Raw genomic sequence first — 18,238 nt, 5'->3', positions numbered from 1 at the left:
CTCAAAAACCATCAGTGCCTCCTGCCTGGCCTTGCTTGGTGACCGAGCGCACATAGTCCTGCAGGCCGGTCACTTGACCTGAGAGCCGGTCAGCAACGCCTCCCAGCGCTGTGTATCGGCTGCTGCACTCTCCGAGTGCTGTGCGGGCGGCGGTAGCTCCATCAATGTCGCTGGCGGAGCAGGATTGCGGGCCGGTGCCGGACAGCTTTGCAGCGGCTGCGTTGGCGTTGAGCTGGGCGATAGTGGTGAGCAGGCTGCGATTGCGAGCAGCGGCAGTGTCCAAAGCAGTGCGCGCAGCCTGCTCACGTTGGGCTTGTTCATGGGCGATCCTTTCGGTTTCCTTTTGTTTGGCCGTCTCGGTCTCGCGCTGCGCGAGTTCGGCCTTTGCGCGTTGCTGGGACTCCGTGACCTTGCGTTTTTCTTCGGCCTGGTCCCAGGCCTGCTGCACGCGTGCGGCACCCTGGGCGTCGCCTTGGGCGACTAGATGGCCATTCCAGGCACGCAGGCCAAGCACTGCGGCAAGCGTTGCAATCACAATGAGCGCGGCTTTCATGGCATGGACTCCCCAAGGCACATCGCGCGAAGAGCCTTGCGGTCCGTCCAAACGCCCCGGCAAGTGCGGTTGTCTGGATGGCTGCAGCGGTCCTGGGGTTTGTTTACCGGCCCGGCGCGGTCATAGAGCAAGATGGCCTCGCAGGCGCCTGGGTAGTCGCCGGCCTGCAGACGGCGGGCAATGGTGCTGGGCCCATTGCGTTCGTTGTTCCAGCACACAGCGGCCGCCCCTGTGTTGTAGGCCAGGCCCACAAAGGCATCAAACTCTCGCTGGTGCATGGGCACGGCCAGGCAGCGTTTGATGGCCAGTTCGTATTCCGAGGCATCGGCACGCAAGCGCACCAGGGCACGCACCGGAGCCATGGTGTCGCCCATCTTCACACCCTGGGTCGTGCCAAAGCCTACTGTCGGAACCTTGGTGCCATGCACTGGGTCTGGGTAGGCTTTTTCGACATAGCCCTCGCGCTGGGCTATGTAGGTCAACCCGGTGGCAGACAGCACCAGGGCAACGATTCCAATTCGAGCGCTATCAATCGCCATAAGCCCCCCTTGCGCCGGGAGGGCTCTTGCTGGCCTTGGTTGGGTAAGTCATGCACGGCAGGATGCCGCGCAGGTCGACCTTGAGTTGAGTAAAGCGCTTTACTTATTGCCGATTCAGCCCAGGCGCATCATGACCCCATGATCACCAACGACCTCATCTCCAGAATGCATGCAACAGCGTTCAATGCCGCGCAAGCGATCCAGGTGCCGCTCCTGCAGGCAATTCGAGTCCAGTGCGATCTGCTACTGGAAACGGGAGCTTCATTTGATGAAGCAAAAACAGCATTGCGGCCCCTTGTCGTGCACGCGTCGATCAATCCACATTGGGGTCGACTGGAGGGGACAAGTTGTAGCTCAACTTGATCTCAAGATTACGTACTTCGGTATTGAGCTGTTGAATTCGCTGGCGGAGATATTCGGAATTTGTGCCCTTTGGATTTGCCAGCAGCATCTCTCGTGCTTGAATTCGTTCAGCGCGAGCGTCTTCCCAGTCTCTTTCAAGCTGCTTCCAGGTTGCTTCTGACTGTGGACCAATACCCTCAGAAACGGTGGAAGCCTCATAGCCCTGCACTCGCATACAAAGCACCATCAGATCAAAACGCCGCTGCTTTTGGTCAACGCCACGCCATATTGATGCCACTGTGTAATCGGGTGTTTGTGTCGCAGAGGTCGTCTCATACTCGCAGCGCGCAATTGCTTGATCGGCAGGGGCCGCATCAGCGCGAGATGGCTTCCAAGTGCGTACCGGACTATTGGCGGCACAGCCGGCGACTGCTGCGAAGAAAAGAGCGCTGGCAAACGTCGAAATGAATTTTTTGTGCATTGGCTTTTCCTGGAGTTGAGCACTTCACCGCTCTTACTACTGACCAAGGGACGAAATGCTATCTGCAATGATTTGCCCAAACTCACGACCTTTGTCGAGTAGATAGCCATAGCCTTTAGAGAGCTTCTCTATGTCCCCAGTGATGGTTGCGGCCTTCTTGATGGTCGAGCCTATTTTTTCCCGCAGTGTCTCTACCTCAGGATGGTCACCCATCTCATCAAGCTCAGCTTTCAGAACCTCTTCTTCAAACTGTGCGTCCGCAACCGCTTTGCGAACGGCATTTCTTAACGGGGCTTCGCCTTGAATCGGCCACATAGTCATGGCGGTACGAAGACTGTCCAACAGTCCCTTTGCGTACTGTCTGAAGTGCGGTGGAATGCCTTGGCTCTTAAGTGCGGCCTCAAGCTCTGCGACTAGCGCCTTCAACTCGGCCATGGACTCAGCTGTCGCTTGATGATCTTCATCTGGCAAAACGACAGAAGCCCAACGAAGAGACAAGAGCACCTCTTCTCGCAAATATTGATTGGTTTGACTACTGCTCCCTTGAACCAGATTGATGTTCAAGGCGTTGCGTAGCGTATGAAGGTATGGGCTTGTTAAGTTGTCGGCGTAATTGCCATCTCTCAATGCTGCGGTGATCAAGTTCAATTCACGATCACATGCAACGATTGCCTCAGCTATGCGGTAACCAGCAACACCCTGTTCCTCACTAGAGAGCTTTAGTGTTTGGGCCCATGCCTTCTGAGCCTCCTTATAAGAGGCCAAGCTATTTCTGAGTTCAGTGAAAAAAGTGTACAGCCGACCTGCGGCGTTGTTCCCCAAACCTCTTCCTGTGCTCATGGTTGCCTCTTAACAGAATCGTAATTTCCGCTGAGTTGTTCAATGCACCTAATCCTCAGCAGTGGTGTTTGTCGTGGTGCACCTTTATGCCGCACGCCCAGCTCTTGGGTTCTTCAAATTTCGCGGGTCTTCCATGACCGTGTCCAGATACATATTCAGCAAATTGAGCTGTTCTGACTTGAGGTTGATCACCATTCGCGTATCAAACCGCCTCTCCATGAAATCAAGGATGGCAATACGGTCGCGCAACTGATCCAAGCGACGCAATGTTGCAGATTGCTCAGCAGAACTGGGCTTGCGCACTTGAGGTTCATTTGCTGGGGCTTGAGGCGCATGGATCACAGTCACATGCGTATGCGTGTGTTGGTGGTGGCTGACACGGCTAACCACGTTTCCGCCTGCATACCCCACCTGCAAGTTATTGCTTCCGCCATCCACCTCAAAAAGGGAAGGCGTCACTGCTTCCGTCGGGGCCTCGGCCGCAGAGGTGCTCACCATGCTAGGGATCTCTACAACGTTCTGCTTCGCAGGCCTAGTCCAACCCATCCATCTCAGAATCATCTCCCACATCTACTGAGCGCACTTTCCTATTTTTTGACAGAAACCTTGCCACCGGCATATCCCACTTGAACAACACCATCGTGGTTGCTGGTCAAGTTACCCACCTTCACAGAGCTTGGCACGGACTTCGCCGAGCTTTTAGGCGATGCAGCAGGTGCAAGGCCTGCTGACAAAAGCGCGGCCGTCTGAATCAGATTGGCCTTGGCATCGGGCTTGCAGCGGCGATAGCTATCGAGCAGTACTTGTTCTGCGGGGTCTGCGGGGGTGGAGTTTGCTCGTTCCCCCGTCAAGACGTAGTGCACATCTACACCTTGAGCCGCAAGAGCAGCCAAGACCTCACCACCCGGTACAGAGTCGCCACGCTCGCAACGTCCCCAGTATTCGCGGGAAACCCCAGAAATATCAGCAGCTTGCGCTTGATTCCAGCCAGCAGTTTTTCTCACCTCCTTGAGGCGAGAGCCGAAAAGTGATGAAAAGGTCACAAAAACCTCTTGATAAAGAGATTTATTGGTCTCATAATTCATTCCAACAAGTTCAACGCAACCGGCATCTGCGCCAACAGATGCCAACAAACTAGGAGCCCGACATGGCACTCAAAACCAGAGCCCAGATCCGTGAAGAATTCGCCAGCCGTGGCTGGTCTATCACTGGCTGGGCCCGTCAACGTGGCTATAGCCCCGTTTTGGTCAGCGACATCATCAATGACGATGAGCGCAACCCCAAGCGCAAATGCCTGCGTGGTGAAAGCCACAACATCGCCGTTGAGCTGAAGCTCAAGGATGGGATGGTTTCCCGCCCCGCCAATGTGACTGCGTTCAACCTGAGCGCCGCTGCTTGAGGCCTGCCATGCCTACTCCGACCATCAATGTAACAAATTTGACGGGCTCTCAAACCGTCCAAATTGACACACATGGTTTTCCCGTGAATGTGCCCGTCATTGGCACACCAGACGGTTTTCACGCGCTGCGTCCAGTTGTTCAGCCATCTGCAACAGCACCTTGCGCGATGCCTGCAACTGCACGCCCAACGCCAAGTGCTCAGGTCTTGCCTCACGCCAGGCCTGCGTTAGTCGAGGGCCAAGCATGAAGCCGTCCATCTCTAGCTGTGCCGTCAGCCTGAGCACGGCCTGCGCCACGCCATCGATGCGTCCTGCCAATTCATCCAAGCCTGCTGATTCCATGTTGCACCTCCCGTGCCCTGTGATCGATGGCTCAACTTTGCCAGTGCATCAGTGTTTTTCACTGTTTCCAGAGGGCTATTTGTTTGGATGCCCCTGCCAACCCACTTCTTCTAAAACATCGCGGCCTCTGGAAATGCCGCAGACAGGAGCTCTGTGATGCGCCGCAACTGGAAAAAAGAGCGCTTTAACAGCCTGACCGATGCTCTTCGCGGCTGCACTGAATACGCCATGGACAAGGATGCTGGCCTGTCCCAAAGCCGTATCGCAGACCGCATGGGTATCTCGCTGGACAGCCATTACAAGTACCTGTCCACGGGCCGTTTGCCAGCCATCCTGATACCCACCCTGGAAATGGCCTGCGGCAACCACTTTGTCAGTACCTGGCTGGCCACTAATGCGGGCAAGCTGGTCATTGACCGCCCCAAGGGCCGCAAGGCGTCTGATTCCGACCTGGTCGAGTTCAACACCGGCTTCGCCAAGGCATTGCAGATGCTGGGTGACTTCCACCAGGGCAAGGCATCAGCGCAAGACACGCTGGCTGCACTGCAGCGCCATCTGGAAGCAGCTGCTTGGCACCACGCCAATGTGGCCCAGCATGCCACTCCTGAGCTGGACTTTGAAGCATGAGCACCAGCAGTAAAGCCCTGGCGGGCTCCATCCGCAAAGCCAATGCCCTCTATCGCCTGCTGGCCGGTCATGAACTGCTGGGCCTGAGCCCTGGCGAGATTGCCAAGGGCATCGACGTGTCACCCAGCTGGGTTTCTCTCAATCTGCCTGCATTGGCCGAGGACGGCTTTGTGGAGCTGGTGCAGGGCACCAACCGCTGGCGCCTGGGCGTGCAGTTTGTGCGCATCGCAATCACCGTCAGCACCAACCTCAACCAGGCCAAGCGCCAGCTGGATGACCTGACCCAGCGCTACGCCGTCCCTCTCAACTGATTTCAACGCAACCCCGAAAGGAAAACTAGAACATGGCCCGTAACACCACTCCCGCAGCCGCAACGCGCGAAGTACCCGCTAATGAAAAAGTGATTGCCGAAGAAGTCAATTCAGCCAACCAATTGGCATCCGTCATGCGCCTGCAAAACGACCTGCAGGCGAACTATGGCGAAGAGCGGGACTTGCTAAATCAGCTGCTGGGACAAGCTCAGATGGCCGGTGCTTTCGAAGAATTTTCCCGCACGGTGCGGACTTCTAAGCTGGCATTCGTCAAGGAAAGCAAGCTATATCAACAACTTAAAGGAAAGAAGACTCCGCACGGTGCGGAGCTCTTGGGGAATTGGGAAGAGTTTTGCAATTTACTCGGCCGCTCGGTAGACCAAGTTGATCGCGACATCGCAAACTTGAAGGCATTTGGAGAGGAAGCCCTTGAATCCATGTCCCGCATGGGTATTGGCTACCGCGAGCTGCGCCAATACCGCAAGCTGCCAGAGGATCAGAAGCTGGCATTGCTTGAAGTTGCGAAGACAGGTGACAAGAGCGAATTTCTAGATCTGGCTGAAGAGCTGATTGCCCGGCATGCCAAAGAAAAAGCCGACCTGAGCCAGCAGCTGGAGGAAAGCGCCAAGGAGCACGAGGCCACTGCCAAGCGCCTGGAAGTGGTGACAGGGCAGAAGGTCGAGGCTGAAGCAAAAGCAGCCCGTATTGCGGTCATGACGCCCGACAAGAGCTTGGCAGACCTGCAGACCAAAGCCACAAAGATTTCCAACACAGCAGCTGGAGCCATCAAGGGAGAGGTTCGCCAGGCACTGCTCAAGCTCAACGAGATGCCACCCAGTGCATCCCGGACGGTATTCGCTGCTGGTCTGCTGGGCACGCTGCAAGCCGAAATCAATGCCCTGCGTGAAGAGTTTGGCTTGCCAGACATTGCCAGCGCAGCCGAACGCGAACTGGCCGCAGACACCCAAGCCTGGGCTGGCGGCGGCGAAGCAGTCGAGGCTTGAGGACGGGTCATGAGCCTCAGTGCAACGCTCACCCAACGCCTTGTGCAGGTGGCTGCTCAGGCAGCAGCCGCACCAGCAGGCGGCAAGCAGGCCGTCTACAGGGCGGCTTGCCAAGAGCTGAGCATCAGCCTGCCCACGCTTTACCGTCACCTGGACAAGATCACCGTGAAACCCGAACGCAAACAGCGCAGCGATGCCGGGGCTGTCAGTCTGCCCCGTGAAGAAGCTGTCGTCATCAGTGCCTTGCTCATGGTCAGCCACCGCAAGAGCAACAAGCGCCTGATGTCCATTGGGCAAGCCCTGGACATCTTGCGCGCCAACGGGGAAGTGCGTGCCGAGCGCACCGACCCGTCAACTGGCGAAGTCCTGCCTTTGTCTGAAAGTGCTGTGGCCCGCGCTCTGCGTAGCTTTGGCCTGCACCCCGACCAGCTCAACCGCGCCACTCCCGCAGTTGAGTTGCGCAGCCTACACCCCAACCATGTTTGGCAGGTCGATGCATCACTGTGCGTGCTGTACTACCTCAAGGACAGCAGCGGCAAGGAGAGTGGCCTGCAGGTCATGGAACATGACAAGTTCTATAAGAACAAGCCTGCCAACCTGTCCCGCATCGCGGCTGACCGAGTGTGGTCCTATGAACTCTCGGACCACAACAGCGCATCCATCTACCTTGAATATGTGATGGGCGCTGAAAGCGCGGCCAACCTCACCAATGTGTTCATCAACGCCATTCAGCAGCGTCCTGGTGAGCCGTTCTATGGGGTGCCACGTATTCTGATGATGGACATGGGCAGTGCCAATACCTCTGGCCTGTTCAGCAACCTGGCGCGCCGCCTGCAGATTCAGCTGATTGCACACGCGGCAGGCAATGCCCGCGCAACCGGCCAGGTTGAAAAAACCCGCGATCAGATTGAGCGCAGCTTTGAAGCAGGCCTGCGCCTGGCACCGGTGTCCAGCCTGGGCGAGCTCAACCGTCAGGCACGCCGCTGGGCCAAGTGGTTCAACGCCAACAAGATCCACTCCCGCCATGGCCGTACACGCTACGACCAGTGGATGACCATCACCACCGAGCAGCTACGCCTGGCCCCCAGCGTGGAGCTGTGCCGCGAGCTGCTGACCCATGAGCCAGAAGCCCGCAAGGTCAGCGACACGCTCAGCGTCGCCTTCAAGGGCCGTGAGTTCGACGTGCGCAATGTGCCCAATGTGATGGTCGGTGAAAAGCTCATGCTGGCAATCAACCCCTGGGTGGCTGACGCCGCCATGGTGGTGGATACCGATTCCGAGGGCAATGAGCTGCTGATCTCTGTGCCAGTGGTCGTGCGTGATGACGCCGGCTTCCGCGAGGACGGCAATGTGATTGGCGAAGACTGGGCCCGCCCTGCGGATACCCAGCTGGATACCAATCGCAAGGAGGTCGCCATGGCGGCTTACGACGCCAGCACCCTGGAGGAGCTGGAAGCCAAGCGCAAGGCCAAGGCGCTGCCATTCAGCGGCCGCATCGACCCCTACAAGCCTATCGAACAGGCTCCAGAGCGCACCTTCATCCCCAAGCGCGGCACCGAACTGGTGACCAATGTCACCACAAGCACCAGCGCTTCGGCCCGTCTGCTCAATGCCTTTGAAGTTGCCAAGGCGCTGCAAGGCATGGGCATGTCCATGGATCGTGAAAAAGCCGCCCAGCTGCGCGCCTGGTACCCCGATGGCGTGCCCGAGGACGAGCTGCAGGCTGTTCATGACCGCTTGACCATGCGCGGCCAGTTGCGTGTGGTCGCAGGAGGTGCCTGATGCCCCAGACCGCAACTTGCGAAATTTCGCAAATTCGCCATCTCCGGGTCAATGCCAGGCCCACAAACAAGTTGGCCCCGGTGTGCTCTCAACACACCGAGGCCGCCCCAGAAACTGATTTCAACGCAACCCCTGAGGATGAACCAATGCTACTGCAAAACGAATCCCTGAGCACCAACGCTCGAAAGCACTTCAATCTGCCCCGCAATCCGTTCCTGGACGATGTGCAGACCCCTGACGATGTCTATCAGACGCCCAGCGTGCGCTATGCCCGCGTGGCCCTGACCGATTGCGCCCGCCACCATGGCTTCATGGCACTGGTCGCAGAGTCCGGCGCGGGCAAGTCCACGCTGGCCGAAGACCTGGAAGAGCGGGTGCGCAAGGACTCCACCGAGATTGTGGTGATCCGTCCCTATGTCCTGGCCATGGAAGAAAACGATGTCAAGGGCAAGACGCTCAAGAGCGCATCTATTGCAGAGGCCATCATCTTCGCCCTGGACCCGCACGCCAAGCCCAAGATCAGCAGCCAGGCACGCTTTCGCCAGGCGCACGAGCTGCTGCGCGCCAGCGCCCAGTCCGGTCACCGCCATCTGCTGCTGATCGAGGAGGCCCACAACCTGCCCGTGGCCACGCTCAAGCACCTCAAGCGCTGGATCGAGCTCAAGGACGGCATGCGCCGCCTGCTGGGCATTGCTCTGATCGGCCAGCCCGAGCTGCGCCGCCGCCTGAGCGCCCAGAACCCAGAGGTGCGCGAAGTCGCCCAGCGCTGCGAAATCGTGGAGCTGGACCCGCTGAACACCGAGCTGGAGGGCTACCTCAAGCACAAGTTCGCCCGCTTTGACCTCAAGTATGAGGACGTGTTTGCGGCCGATGCTGCAGATGCCATCCGCTCCCGCCTGATTTACCTGCCGCGCGGCGGCAAGGACGCCGACATCACCAGCATCTGCTACCCACTGGTGGTGAACAACCTGGTCTGCCGTGCCATGAATGCCGCGGCCGAGGCTGGTTGGGACACGGTCAATGCCGAAGTCATCAAGGGGTGCTGAGCATGCATAAGAAAGTCGTCTCCATGGTTGCACACAAAGCTCTGCGGCTGGCTTGGATCAAGCGCCGCGCCCGCATGCTGCAGCGTGCATTTGCCGCTGACCTGGTCACGGCCCAGTTGGAAGCCACTGTGGACTGGTATCGCTTTCGGGGAAAAGCCTTGCCCTACAGCGTGGCTCGTCGGGTCCAAGCGATGAAGGTGAAGGCATGAAGCGCTATTTCTTTGAACCTGGAGCGGTGGTGTGCTACCGCAAGAGTGGCCTGAAGGCGGGCATGGGGCGAGGTCTGCAGGCTTGCAAAGGTCTGCTGCAGGCGGCCTTGAGCCGCCACCCCTCTGACTCCATCGGTCAGTTCTTGTTACTTGCAGCGATGGTTGCGGCCGCAGCTGCATGCCTTGGCGCTATCGCGGGCTATGTCCAGTTTGAGTTGGGTATGGGAGTCATCCGATGACATTGAAGAAGAACCGACTGAGTGAAGAAAGCAAGCGTCTGCTAGCGCACATCCGGGAGAACGGCCCTCAGAACCTGTTTCAGCTTCGCCCTGTGACGGGGGAAATGGAAGGCGACCTGGTCAAGCGCCTGCGCAACCTGCGCACAGGCGGCTGGTTACAGCTCGTGGATGACGGGCCACAACTGTGCTGGGGCATCTGCAAGGACGCAATCCCTCTGTTTGAACAGGGGCTGGTTGCAAAGAAGTCCCGCAAAGGCGAACCCAAGCCGATGGGCGAGATGCCCAAGCCACGCCAAATCAACGTGATGGAGGGCGAATACAAGACCACGCCATTCACGCCGCCCCGCAAGGGTTCACTGGATTTCAGGGACATCGCCAGCCATGGCGTGCGCTGCTGATAGGAGCACCGAGGCCATGAGCACAACACGAGAGATGCCACAGATGACACGCGAGCAATTCGAGCTGGAGTCTGCCGGGCTGGCAATCGAGTTCTTGCGAGTCCTGAGCGGCCGCACTTTGTCAACTGGCGTGGTCCTGCAAGCGGTGATGGAAGTGCATCGCTGCATTGCCAGGCAAATGCCTGTGGATGCCCAGGGCGAACTGTCCATGGCAATGGCGGCCTATGCGGGCGAGCTGATGCAAGGGATGTCGCCTGCGCCCGTACCTAACCCCTCCCAATCGGCCAACGTTCACTGAAGGAGCAACAACAAATGAGCCAACAAATTATTTCCCAAACCATTCCAGACGGATATTGGGAAAACGCCAAGGGCAATCTGGTGCCCGAATCCAAGGTCAAGCCCATCGACAAGCTGCGCGACCAGCTCGTGAAAGACCTGTGCGAGCGCGCCGAGGTCAGGAGCAAGGAACTGAGCAAGTTCAAACTGGAAACTCTGGGTGATGTGCACGCCTTCATTGAAGCAAGTGTGGAGCAGTACGGAGTAAAGAGTCGCGGCAAAAAAGGCAACGTCACGCTGATGTCATTTGACGGCAAGCTGAAGGTATTGCTTCAGATGCAGGACCACATCATCTTTGGTGAGCAATTGCAGGCCGCCAAGATTCTGATCGACAAATGCTTGACCTCTTGGTCCGCTGGCTCCAATGACAACATCAAGGTGCTGATCACCGATGCATTCCAAGTCGACAAGGAAGGCCTGATCAACACAGGCCGCGTACTGGGCCTGCTGCGTCTGGATATTCAGGACGAGGACTGGAAGATGGCCATGAAGGCCATTGCAGACAGCCGCCAAGTCGGTGATACCAAGCCCTATCTCCGTTTCTACAAACGCGCTGAAGTCAGTGCCGAATGGAAGCCTATCAGCTTGGATCTGGCGGTCTTATGACTTATCCCGCAAATCCCAACGACCAGGGCGCATCCGCTCGCACTCTGCCCAAAAAGCCCCAAGACCAACAGATTGAAAGCACTGTCATGCAACAGCCCCCCATCGTTCACGCATTGCCCGGCGCGATGCCGACCCATCGTTGCAAATCGTGTGGCGGCCTGTGGCGCTTCTGGTTCGCGCAAGAGACTGGCGCACGGTCTGATTCATGGAATCTACGCTCTCTCTCATGCTGCTTGGATTGTGACGGGGATGCATCAATTGAGCATATGGAGCCGCTCGATTGGAATCACCTTGCGCAGCTGGACCTTGCATACGGGCCTGACGTTTCGGTCGTGGCACGCAAGGATGCGAGCAACTTCTACAAGATCGTCGCCGTGCTGGGCCTGGAAGATGATGAAAAAACGGACATCGTCGAAACCATCAAGCTGCTACTGGAAAACGAAGGCAGCATGCTGGAGTTGGCCAATCGCACTCTCGAATGGCATGAGGCTCGCCTTACCCAGTTGCGCGATATTCAAGAGCAAATTGAGGAAGGCACCTCAGTACAGGTCGGTTCCGATAGCTCCGCTGAGAAGCAAATCAAGCTGTCGGCACGGGAGGCGTCGGTCTTCAAGCTCGGTATGCAAGCTGGATTGGCTTGCTTTGAAACGCCCCCGTTCACGCTGGGCAGAAAAGGCGATGCCGACGACGAGGGGGATGAGGAATGATCAAGAACGCCATCGCCTACCGCATTGCTCCAACATGGGTGCCTGACCTGCAGGCCCTGGAGGCTGCTCTGCAAAAGACTCTCTTTGTCGAGTGTGGCGCAACCCAGGAGCGCTCGGTCGGCTGGGTGCCACCTCGCGGTGATCAGCATGGCCTGCTGGCCGAGTCCGTAGCTGGCCAGTGGATGCTCCGCTTCATGACCGAGGAAAAGCTGCTGCCTGCCAGCGTGCTCAACCGCAAGGTCAACGAAAAGGCAGACGCCATCGAGAAAGCCGAAGGCCGCAAGCCAGGCAAGAAGGAGAAAAAGGAGCTCAAGGACGAGGCCAAGTTGGATCTGCTACCCATGGCATTCACCAAACAGGGCGCGATGTGGGTCTGGATCGACCCCCAGGCCCGCTTGCTGTTGCTCGATACCAGCGCCCAAGGCCGTGCCGATGAAATCGTGTCGCTCCTGGTTGAGGGCCTGCCAGGCTTTTCGCTGGCCTTGGTGGACACGCAGACCAGCCCACAGGCGGCCATGGCCCACTGGCTGGTCACGCAGGAACCACCTACGGGCTTTTCGATTGACCGCCAGTGCGAGCTGGTCGCTGCTGACGAGTCCAAGGCCGTGGTGCGCTATGCACGCCATCCCCTGGATATCGACGAGGTACGCAAGCACATCGAGCACGGTAAGCTGCCGACCAAGTTGGCCATGACCTGGGATGACCGCGTGAGCTTTGTGCTCACCGACAACCTGCAGCTGCATGGCATCACGCTGCTGGATGCTGTGATGGATGGACAGTCCCAGGACGACGGCGGCTTCGACACCGATGTGGCGATCACCACGGGCGAGCTGTCGCGCATGATCCCGGATCTGATCGAAGCCCTGGGCGGCGAGGGCCGAATCGGTCTGGGTAATCTGCCAGCGTCGTTACAGGCCACAGTGACCGGTCCGAGCAGTGTTGCCACCGATGAATCCGACAGTTCGGCACCTTGGGAGGCTGCATAGTGTCCTTCAATGCGTCAATGAACGATTTGGACAGGGCTGCAAGCGCAGCTTGTGGTGTGGTCGGTACCAGCGCTAGTCCCAAGGGTTCCGAGCGCTCCTACGGCCCGGATTCCATGCCTGCCGATTTGCTGGAATTTGTGCGCGGGCAATCCGTTCGCCAAGCTGCTGATGCACTGCGCCTTTCGTTGGGCACCGTCCACCGCTTGGTGCAGGGCTATTGGCCCCAAGACCCTCGCAAGATCATCGAAGCATGGACGGCGCACAAGGGGCGCTCGGGTCGCATTGCATCGTCCTGGTTCCTGCGCCGTGTACGGGCGGGCGGCATGGTCAGCCACTCCGGTCAGCAATGGACGGCGCCAGGGATGGCCACCCGCTGCGGCGAGCTGCTGGCGGTGGCCAGGGGTGATGATGGCAGTTTGATTGCCCAGACGCTGGAGCTGCCTGCCAAGCGTTTGCAGCTTTCGCAAGTGGTGGGAGGTGTCATATGACCGCCACTTACACCGCTGCCATTCACACGATCAAGTCAAAGTTGAAGCTCAGCGATGAGGACTACCGTGCACTGCTCATGGATCTCACGGGCAAAAGCAGCAGCAAGGAAATGTCCCAAGTTGAGCAACGCAAGGTGCGCAACCATCTGCAGAGCCTGGCCGAACGCATGGGCGTGGCCCAGCCCACGCGCCGCCGTCCGCTCAGCCAGACAGAGTTCGACCAGGTCAAAAAGCAGACCAGCCCCAAAGAGCGCAAGCTCTGGGCCTTGTGGCACCAGCTGGGCCGCGACGGCCTGGTGCAGAACACCAGCGCCCAGGCACTCAATGCCTGGGTGCAGCGCCAGGTGGGCGTCACCGCCTTGCGCTTTTGTACCTCGGCACAGCTGGACACCCTGATTGAAGCTGCCAAGGCCTGGCAGGAAAGGAGCTGAAATGGCACGCAAGTTTCTGACTGCAGCTGAAGCCGATGTGCTTACCGCGATCCTTCCGCCCGGAATGACCCGTGAAATGAAAGATGTTGCCTACTGCCTGTTTGAAGCCCTGGCCCTGATGGACGGTCGCGCCGGCCAGGCCAAGCCAGACCAGGCCTGGGCGCAGAAGCTGCAGGCCGTTGCCAATATGTCGGTGGTTCAGCTGCAGCACTTGGCCCACGAAAAAGGTGGCCGTACCATCTACCTGTCGCGCGGCCTGGCAATGCAGCTCAGCGCCCGAGACCGGGAGATGTGCGCAAAATTCCGAGGCAACTACGACGAACTGGCTGATGAGTACGATCTCACTCCAATGCGTGTTCGCCAGATCGTGGACACCTACCAACGAGAGATGTTTTTAAGCCGTCAGCAGCAACTGCCCGGTTTGGACTGAACCCAAGGGCGGCGCGCAACGCGCCAGCCCATCGCCCGGTGCAATGCCTGGTGAAATTTAGTAAAGCGCTTTACTTATAGCGAAAGCCCCGTCCGCAAGACCATGCGGGACATGGGCAACAAAACCACCCCCTCGCAATTTCCTGATGGCCTGGAGATCTTCCAAGCCGGGGCCCGCACGGCCACCAACGGCCAGGTCTATGTGATCACCGAGGCCGATGTCGCGGCCACGGCCGCTGCCTACGACCCCGCCGTCCACGAAGCGCCCCTGGTCATTGGCCATCCCGCAGACGACCGCCCCGCCTGGGGTTGGGTCACCAAGCTGTCGGCCGAAGGCGGGACGCTCAAGTCCAGCCACCAGCAGATAGACCCCTCATTCGCCGAGTACTACGGCGCCGGCCGCGTCAAAAAGCGCAGCGCCGCCTTCTACCACCCCGAAGACCCAGCCAATCCGAAGCCTGGCGTCTATTACCTGCGTCACGTCGGCTTCCTGGGTGCCGAGCCTCCAGCCGTCAAAGGCCTGCGTGATCCCAAGTTCGCCGAAGGCGGAAACGACACCGACTTCGGACTCATCTTTTTTTCTGAGCAACCCACCCCCAACCAGGAGCACCCATCCATGACCGATGCCGAACGAATCGAAGCCGAGCGCAAAGCCAAGGAAGAAGCCGAGCGCAAGGCTGCCGAGGAAGCCCAAAAGACCGCCACGGCTGTCGCCGAACGCGACCAGGCACGCGCCCAGCTGGCTCAGTTTTCCGAGCAGCAGAAGCGTGACCGCCACACCGCCAACGTCTCGTTCGCGGAAAGCCAAGTCAAGGCCGGCCGCTTGATGCCCAAGGACAAAGACATGGCTGTCGCCACGTTGGACCGCCTGGCCGAGGTCGAGCCGGTGGAGTTTTCCGAAGGCGACACCAAACGCAAGGTCAGCCCCTCCGCCTGGCTGCAGGAGCTGATCGCCGGCAGCAAGCCATCGGTCGATTTCAGCGAGCACGGCGGTGGCCAAGTACCCGAAGGCGAGCAAGGCAGCGCCAAGGGCAAGAGCGACGCCGAGATCGACAAGGCCGCCAAGGTCTACGCCAACAAGCACAACGTGAGCTACGCCGAGGCGGTGAGCAAGGTTGTGTCGTTCGAGGGCTGATTCCCCCAACTTCCCAGAAGGAAACCACAACATGATGACGCTCGACGAAATCCGTCTCAAAGCCAATCCGGTCCTCACCAACCTGCTGCTTGGCCGTGGCCAGGGCACTATGGTGGCAGACCGCCTGTTCCCCCGACTGCCGCAGTCGCTGAGCACGGTGACCATTGCCAAGATGGGCGATGCCGCTCGCCGCCGCTACAACCTGCGCCGCGCGCCTGGTACAGCGACCAAGCAGATCACCATCAACTTCGAGGGCAAGCTGTACACCGTCAAGCAGCACGCGGTAGAAGTCCCCATCCCACGCGAGCTGATCCGCGAATCCGACGAGGCCCGCAAGCTCAATCTCGCGCCCAACATCGGCATCTCCACCGTGGCAATGACCACGGCGCGCGATGTCCTGAACCTGGATTACGAGATCGAGGCGGCCGAGTTTGCCACCGACCCCAGCAGCTTTGCGCCCGGTCATTCCAAGGCCCTGGCTGGTGCTGAGAAGTGGTCGGCGACCACTGGCACGCCTGTGACAGACATCCTGGCGGCTTCCAACGTGATCCGCAAGAAGATTGGCCGTCGCCCCAACAAGCTGATGCTCTCGGCTGATGCAGAAACCGCTCTGATCTCCAATGCCGAGGTCAAGAGCTACCTGCCCTCCACGCAGATGGGCCCGGCGACTCTGGAGCAGCTCAAGACGATCCTGAAGGTCAAGGAGATCGTCGTGGGCGATGCCTCCTATACGGACGAAGACGACGAAGGTCATGACGTGTGGGGCAATGCAGCCGTTCTGGCTTACGCGCCCGACATCCCAGCCTCCGGCGAATTCAGCCTGGCAGAGCCCGCTTTCGGCTTTACCAACGTCATCGAAGGCCATCCCTTCAGCGAAACGCCCGTGTACCGCGAAACGCAAAAGAGCTGGATCTATGGCGGCACCTTCGAGCGCGCGCCCAACATCGCTTACCCCGATGCCGGCTTCCTGTTCCTGAACCCGAACTAAGGAGCCGCCACCATGACTTTGATCGCAAAGATCCTCATCGTGGCCAGCACCGTGGGTGCTGACGGCAAAACGGTGCGCAAAGAGTTCAAGCCCGGTGCAGAAGTGACGGGCCTGAGCGACCACGACGAGCGCGAGCTGCTGAAGATGAAGGCGCTGGCCGACACGGACCGTGAAGAAGCCAGCGACCAGTACGACGCCATGCGTGCTGAGCACGCGCAACGCGAATTCGAGCGCGAGCGCCAGGCTGTCCTGCAAAAGCGTGGGTCCACCGAGCCTTCAGTCGGACTCGTCACTGGCACAGACGGCACCGGCCAGGCCGCCTCCTTGATTGATGGAGCCGGTGGCAATGCTGCTGCTGGCGACGGTCAAGGTGATCAGGGCAGCAGCAATGCTGGCGATGGTCAGGGAGCCCAGGACAGCAGCAACGCTGGCGAGTCCGCAGCACCCGCGCCCGACACATCTACAGCTTCCGCTCCCACACCGGCACCCGCAGCTGCTCCCTCGGAGCAGCCCAAGGGTACGGGCAAGGGCGCCCCGAAGCGCAACTGACAACCACCCCGAGAGAGAAGCTGCCCCCGGTCCAGGTCATGAGCACCTGGCCGGGTTGGGCCAGTAGGAAACCCTTTCACATCGACCTGGAGCGAAACCATGGCATCTCAGAACAACCCCGGCCGCCAGTTTGACAAGCAGCACGCGGTCACCATTGTGGCCACGGCCATCATCGAGAAATACCGCTTTGTCGGCTACAACGGCCAGCACGCAACCAGCGCAGGCGGCGTGCATGACTCTCAGGGCACCAGCGAGTACGGCGCCGCTGTGGGCGGTGCCTTCTCGGCCATCACCAGCTATTCCGGCTTGGTGGAGATCGCGGCGGGCCAGACCATCGCCTTCGGTGATCCGGTCAAGCCTGCGGCCGACGGCAGCGGCAAGGCTGCGCTGGGCGACTCCGATGACAACTGCGGCCGCGCCCTGGGCGCCGGTACCGAAGGCCACATCATCGAAGTCCAGATCCAGCGCCACGTTCACCCTGCAACGCCTTGATCTGACGGCAGGCCAATCGCATGAGCTACGCCACCGTCGCCGACATGGTTGCCCGCTTTGGTGCCCTGGAGCTGATCCAGCTCACCGACATGGACAACATACCGCCCAGCACCATCCACGAAGCCCGTGTCGGGCTGAAGCTGGAAGACGCCTCGTCTTTCATCGACGGCTATGTGGGCCAGGTCTACCGCCTGCCGCTGCAGGGTTGCCGCAAGCCCCTGATTCCCGGCCAGCCCGTGGAATACGCCATGCCGCCCGTCCTGGTGCGAATGGCCTGCGATGTGGCGCGCTACTACCTGCACGACGACCTGGCCCCCGAAAACGAGGTGTACCGCCGCTACAAGGCGGTCATTGCCGAGCTGGATGCCATCGCCATGGGCAAGTCCATGTTGTCCTGCCCCTGGGGCGGATCGCCTGGCGCGCTGGTGGCGGCTGACGCCCAGCAAGGCACTGACGTGCATTTCGATTTCAGCCCACGCGCTGTGACAGACGACACCCTGCGGGGGTTCGGCTGATGCAAACGACCTGGAATTTTCTCGACGCGCAGACCGGCATCGTCGACCGCCTCAAGGCAAAGACGCAGCCGGCCGATGGCAGCGGCTGGGCCCGACTGGTGGGCACCCGCAAGGAGCTGGCGGCCGTAGCCGAGGAAATGCAGGTCACGCCTGCTGTCTATGTCGTTTACGACGGCTTTGCCGTCCTGCCTGGATCGGACGAGTACTCGCTGCAGCTGAGCCATCGCTGGCTGGTCGTCCTGGCCATCGGCAATGCGGCCAGCCAACGCGAGGCTGCTGCCCTCGACCAGGAAGCAGGCCCGCACCTGGGCGAACTCATCAAGGCCTTGCATGGCTACACGCCGCCGCAATGCAACAGCCCCCTGGCGATGTCCACACCGCCGAGGCCTTTCTATAGCCCGGCCAAGTTTGCCTATTACCCGCTGCTGTTCACCGTCAGCAGCATCCATTGCTAGTTTTTTTAG

At 59.6% G+C, this 18,238-nt stretch carries 29 protein-coding genes; 22 read left to right on the top strand and 7 right to left on the bottom strand.

Translation table 11 applies throughout. The annotated features are described in order from the left end of the window. Position 1: 1 nt before the first annotated feature. From CSE6_RS12215 to CSE6_RS12190, 6 genes are all read right to left on the bottom strand, one after another. On the bottom strand, positions 2 to 553 hold the full coding sequence (locus CSE6_RS12215; RefSeq protein WP_059440669.1) for a DUF2514 family protein: 552 nt from the start codon (positions 551 to 553) through the stop codon (positions 2 to 4). After that, a complete protein-coding gene (locus CSE6_RS12210; protein WP_059440668.1) occupies positions 550 to 1,092 on the bottom strand; it encodes a lysozyme in 543 nt (180 codons plus the stop codon). Before CSE6_RS12210 ends, CSE6_RS12215 begins: the two co-directional genes overlap by 4 nt. A 313-nt stretch (positions 1,093 to 1,405) precedes the next feature. Continuing rightward, complete coding sequence (locus CSE6_RS12205; protein WP_152668572.1) at positions 1,406 to 1,915, bottom strand: hypothetical protein; 510 nt, start codon at positions 1,913 to 1,915, stop codon at positions 1,406 to 1,408. 36 nt (positions 1,916 to 1,951) lie between these two features. Then, positions 1,952 to 2,755: a hypothetical protein gene (locus CSE6_RS12200; protein ID WP_152668571.1), complete on the bottom strand. Its 804-nt coding sequence runs from the start codon at positions 2,753 to 2,755 to the stop codon at positions 1,952 to 1,954. An 84-nt stretch (positions 2,756 to 2,839) separates the two neighbouring features. Further along, positions 2,840 to 3,253 (bottom strand): hypothetical protein, encoded by a 414-nt coding sequence (locus CSE6_RS12195; RefSeq protein WP_152668570.1) that lies wholly within the window; start codon positions 3,251 to 3,253, stop codon positions 2,840 to 2,842. 89 nt (positions 3,254 to 3,342) lie between these two features. Beyond that, a complete protein-coding gene (locus CSE6_RS12190; RefSeq protein WP_083994726.1) occupies positions 3,343 to 3,840 on the bottom strand; it encodes a helix-turn-helix domain-containing protein in 498 nt (165 codons plus the stop codon). Positions 3,841 to 3,902: 62 nt separating this feature from the next. On the opposite strand from CSE6_RS12190, the gene CSE6_RS12185 reads away from it, so the two are divergent. Beyond that, positions 3,903 to 4,154, top strand: coding sequence for a DNA-binding protein (locus CSE6_RS12185; protein WP_003067232.1), 252 nt, complete (start codon positions 3,903 to 3,905; stop codon positions 4,152 to 4,154). A 96-nt stretch (positions 4,155 to 4,250) separates the two neighbouring features. Here the strand turns inward: CSE6_RS12185 and CSE6_RS12180 are convergent, their stop codons facing one another. After that, positions 4,251 to 4,496 (bottom strand): hypothetical protein, encoded by a 246-nt coding sequence (locus tag CSE6_RS12180; RefSeq protein WP_059440664.1) that lies wholly within the window; start codon positions 4,494 to 4,496, stop codon positions 4,251 to 4,253. Between the two features lie 156 nt (positions 4,497 to 4,652). Between CSE6_RS12180 and CSE6_RS12175 the strand changes: the two genes are divergently transcribed. The 21 genes from CSE6_RS12175 to CSE6_RS12075 all read left to right on the top strand — a co-directional run bounded on the left by CSE6_RS12175 (position 4,653) and on the right by CSE6_RS12075 (position 18,229). Further along, positions 4,653 to 5,123 carry a hypothetical protein gene (locus tag CSE6_RS12175; protein ID WP_059440663.1) on the top strand — a complete coding sequence of 157 codons (471 nt, stop codon included), beginning with the start codon at positions 4,653 to 4,655 and terminating at the stop codon, positions 5,121 to 5,123. Then, positions 5,120 to 5,434 carry an IclR family transcriptional regulator gene (locus tag CSE6_RS12170; RefSeq protein WP_059440662.1) on the top strand — a complete coding sequence of 105 codons (315 nt, stop codon included), beginning with the start codon at positions 5,120 to 5,122 and terminating at the stop codon, positions 5,432 to 5,434. The genes CSE6_RS12175 and CSE6_RS12170 overlap by 4 nt, the downstream gene beginning before the upstream one ends. A 32-nt stretch (positions 5,435 to 5,466) precedes the next feature. After that, positions 5,467 to 6,438 carry a hypothetical protein gene (locus CSE6_RS12165; RefSeq protein ID WP_202967604.1) on the top strand — a complete coding sequence of 324 codons (972 nt, stop codon included), beginning with the start codon at positions 5,467 to 5,469 and terminating at the stop codon, positions 6,436 to 6,438. Between the two features lie 9 nt (positions 6,439 to 6,447). Then, positions 6,448 to 8,220: a DDE-type integrase/transposase/recombinase gene (locus CSE6_RS12160; RefSeq protein ID WP_059440661.1), complete on the top strand. Its 1,773-nt coding sequence runs from the start codon at positions 6,448 to 6,450 to the stop codon at positions 8,218 to 8,220. 146 nt (positions 8,221 to 8,366) lie between these two features. After that, positions 8,367 to 9,266 carry an ExeA family protein gene (locus CSE6_RS12155; RefSeq protein WP_003067242.1) on the top strand — a complete coding sequence of 300 codons (900 nt, stop codon included), beginning with the start codon at positions 8,367 to 8,369 and terminating at the stop codon, positions 9,264 to 9,266. A gap of 2 nt (positions 9,267 to 9,268) precedes the next feature. Further along, positions 9,269 to 9,475, top strand: a complete 207-nt coding sequence (locus CSE6_RS12150) for a hypothetical protein (protein WP_059440660.1) — start codon at positions 9,269 to 9,271, stop codon at positions 9,473 to 9,475. Beyond that, complete coding sequence (locus tag CSE6_RS12145; RefSeq protein ID WP_059440659.1) at positions 9,472 to 9,714, top strand: hypothetical protein; 243 nt, start codon at positions 9,472 to 9,474, stop codon at positions 9,712 to 9,714. The genes CSE6_RS12150 and CSE6_RS12145 overlap by 4 nt, the downstream gene beginning before the upstream one ends. Next, positions 9,711 to 10,112, top strand: coding sequence for a hypothetical protein (locus CSE6_RS12140; protein WP_152668568.1), 402 nt, complete (start codon positions 9,711 to 9,713; stop codon positions 10,110 to 10,112). Before CSE6_RS12145 ends, CSE6_RS12140 begins: the two co-directional genes overlap by 4 nt. Before the next feature lie 16 nt (positions 10,113 to 10,128). Beyond that, a complete protein-coding gene (locus CSE6_RS12135; protein WP_152668567.1) occupies positions 10,129 to 10,410 on the top strand; it encodes a hypothetical protein in 282 nt (93 codons plus the stop codon). A gap of 14 nt (positions 10,411 to 10,424) precedes the next feature. Beyond that, positions 10,425 to 11,054, top strand: coding sequence for a DUF3164 family protein (locus tag CSE6_RS12130; RefSeq protein ID WP_059440656.1), 630 nt, complete (start codon positions 10,425 to 10,427; stop codon positions 11,052 to 11,054). A 266-nt stretch (positions 11,055 to 11,320) separates the two neighbouring features. Beyond that, the gene (locus CSE6_RS12125; protein ID WP_059440655.1) at positions 11,321 to 11,761 is read left to right on the top strand and encodes a hypothetical protein; all 441 of its coding nucleotides are present in this window, start codon (positions 11,321 to 11,323) and stop codon (positions 11,759 to 11,761) included. Next, entirely contained in the window at positions 11,758 to 12,747 is a 990-nt protein-coding gene (locus CSE6_RS12120) for a recombination-associated protein RdgC (RefSeq protein WP_059440654.1), read from the top strand. Before CSE6_RS12125 ends, CSE6_RS12120 begins: the two co-directional genes overlap by 4 nt. Before the next feature lie 17 nt (positions 12,748 to 12,764). Then, positions 12,765 to 13,235 (top strand): hypothetical protein, encoded by a 471-nt coding sequence (locus CSE6_RS12115; RefSeq protein ID WP_059440653.1) that lies wholly within the window; start codon positions 12,765 to 12,767, stop codon positions 13,233 to 13,235. Continuing rightward, complete coding sequence (locus CSE6_RS12110; RefSeq protein ID WP_059440652.1) at positions 13,232 to 13,666, top strand: regulatory protein GemA; 435 nt, start codon at positions 13,232 to 13,234, stop codon at positions 13,664 to 13,666. The genes CSE6_RS12115 and CSE6_RS12110 overlap by 4 nt, the downstream gene beginning before the upstream one ends. A 1-nt stretch (position 13,667) precedes the next feature. After that, the gene (locus CSE6_RS12105) at positions 13,668 to 14,096 is read left to right on the top strand and encodes a Mor transcription activator family protein (protein ID WP_059440651.1); all 429 of its coding nucleotides are present in this window, start codon (positions 13,668 to 13,670) and stop codon (positions 14,094 to 14,096) included. A gap of 111 nt (positions 14,097 to 14,207) precedes the next feature. Further along, positions 14,208 to 15,230: a hypothetical protein gene (locus CSE6_RS12100; RefSeq protein ID WP_059440650.1), complete on the top strand. Its 1,023-nt coding sequence runs from the start codon at positions 14,208 to 14,210 to the stop codon at positions 15,228 to 15,230. Positions 15,231 to 15,261: 31 nt separating this feature from the next. Continuing rightward, positions 15,262 to 16,218, top strand: a complete 957-nt coding sequence (locus CSE6_RS12095; RefSeq protein ID WP_059440649.1) for a major capsid protein — start codon at positions 15,262 to 15,264, stop codon at positions 16,216 to 16,218. A gap of 12 nt (positions 16,219 to 16,230) precedes the next feature. After that, a complete protein-coding gene (locus tag CSE6_RS12090) occupies positions 16,231 to 16,767 on the top strand; it encodes a hypothetical protein (RefSeq protein ID WP_059440648.1) in 537 nt (178 codons plus the stop codon). 99 nt (positions 16,768 to 16,866) lie between these two features. Then, entirely contained in the window at positions 16,867 to 17,259 is a 393-nt protein-coding gene (locus tag CSE6_RS12085; RefSeq protein ID WP_059440647.1) for a hypothetical protein, read from the top strand. A gap of 20 nt (positions 17,260 to 17,279) precedes the next feature. After that, positions 17,280 to 17,774, top strand: a complete 495-nt coding sequence (locus CSE6_RS12080; RefSeq protein ID WP_059440646.1) for a gp436 family protein — start codon at positions 17,280 to 17,282, stop codon at positions 17,772 to 17,774. After that, a complete protein-coding gene (locus tag CSE6_RS12075; protein ID WP_059440645.1) occupies positions 17,774 to 18,229 on the top strand; it encodes a hypothetical protein in 456 nt (151 codons plus the stop codon). Before CSE6_RS12080 ends, CSE6_RS12075 begins: the two co-directional genes overlap by 1 nt. The last annotated feature ends 9 nt before the right edge of the window (positions 18,230 to 18,238 follow it).

It is taken from the genome of Comamonas sp. E6, assembly GCF_001010305.1.
GTDB lineage: Bacteria > Pseudomonadota > Gammaproteobacteria > Burkholderiales > Burkholderiaceae_C > Comamonas > Comamonas thiooxydans.
This window is presented reverse-complemented; position numbering and strand designations above follow the sequence as displayed.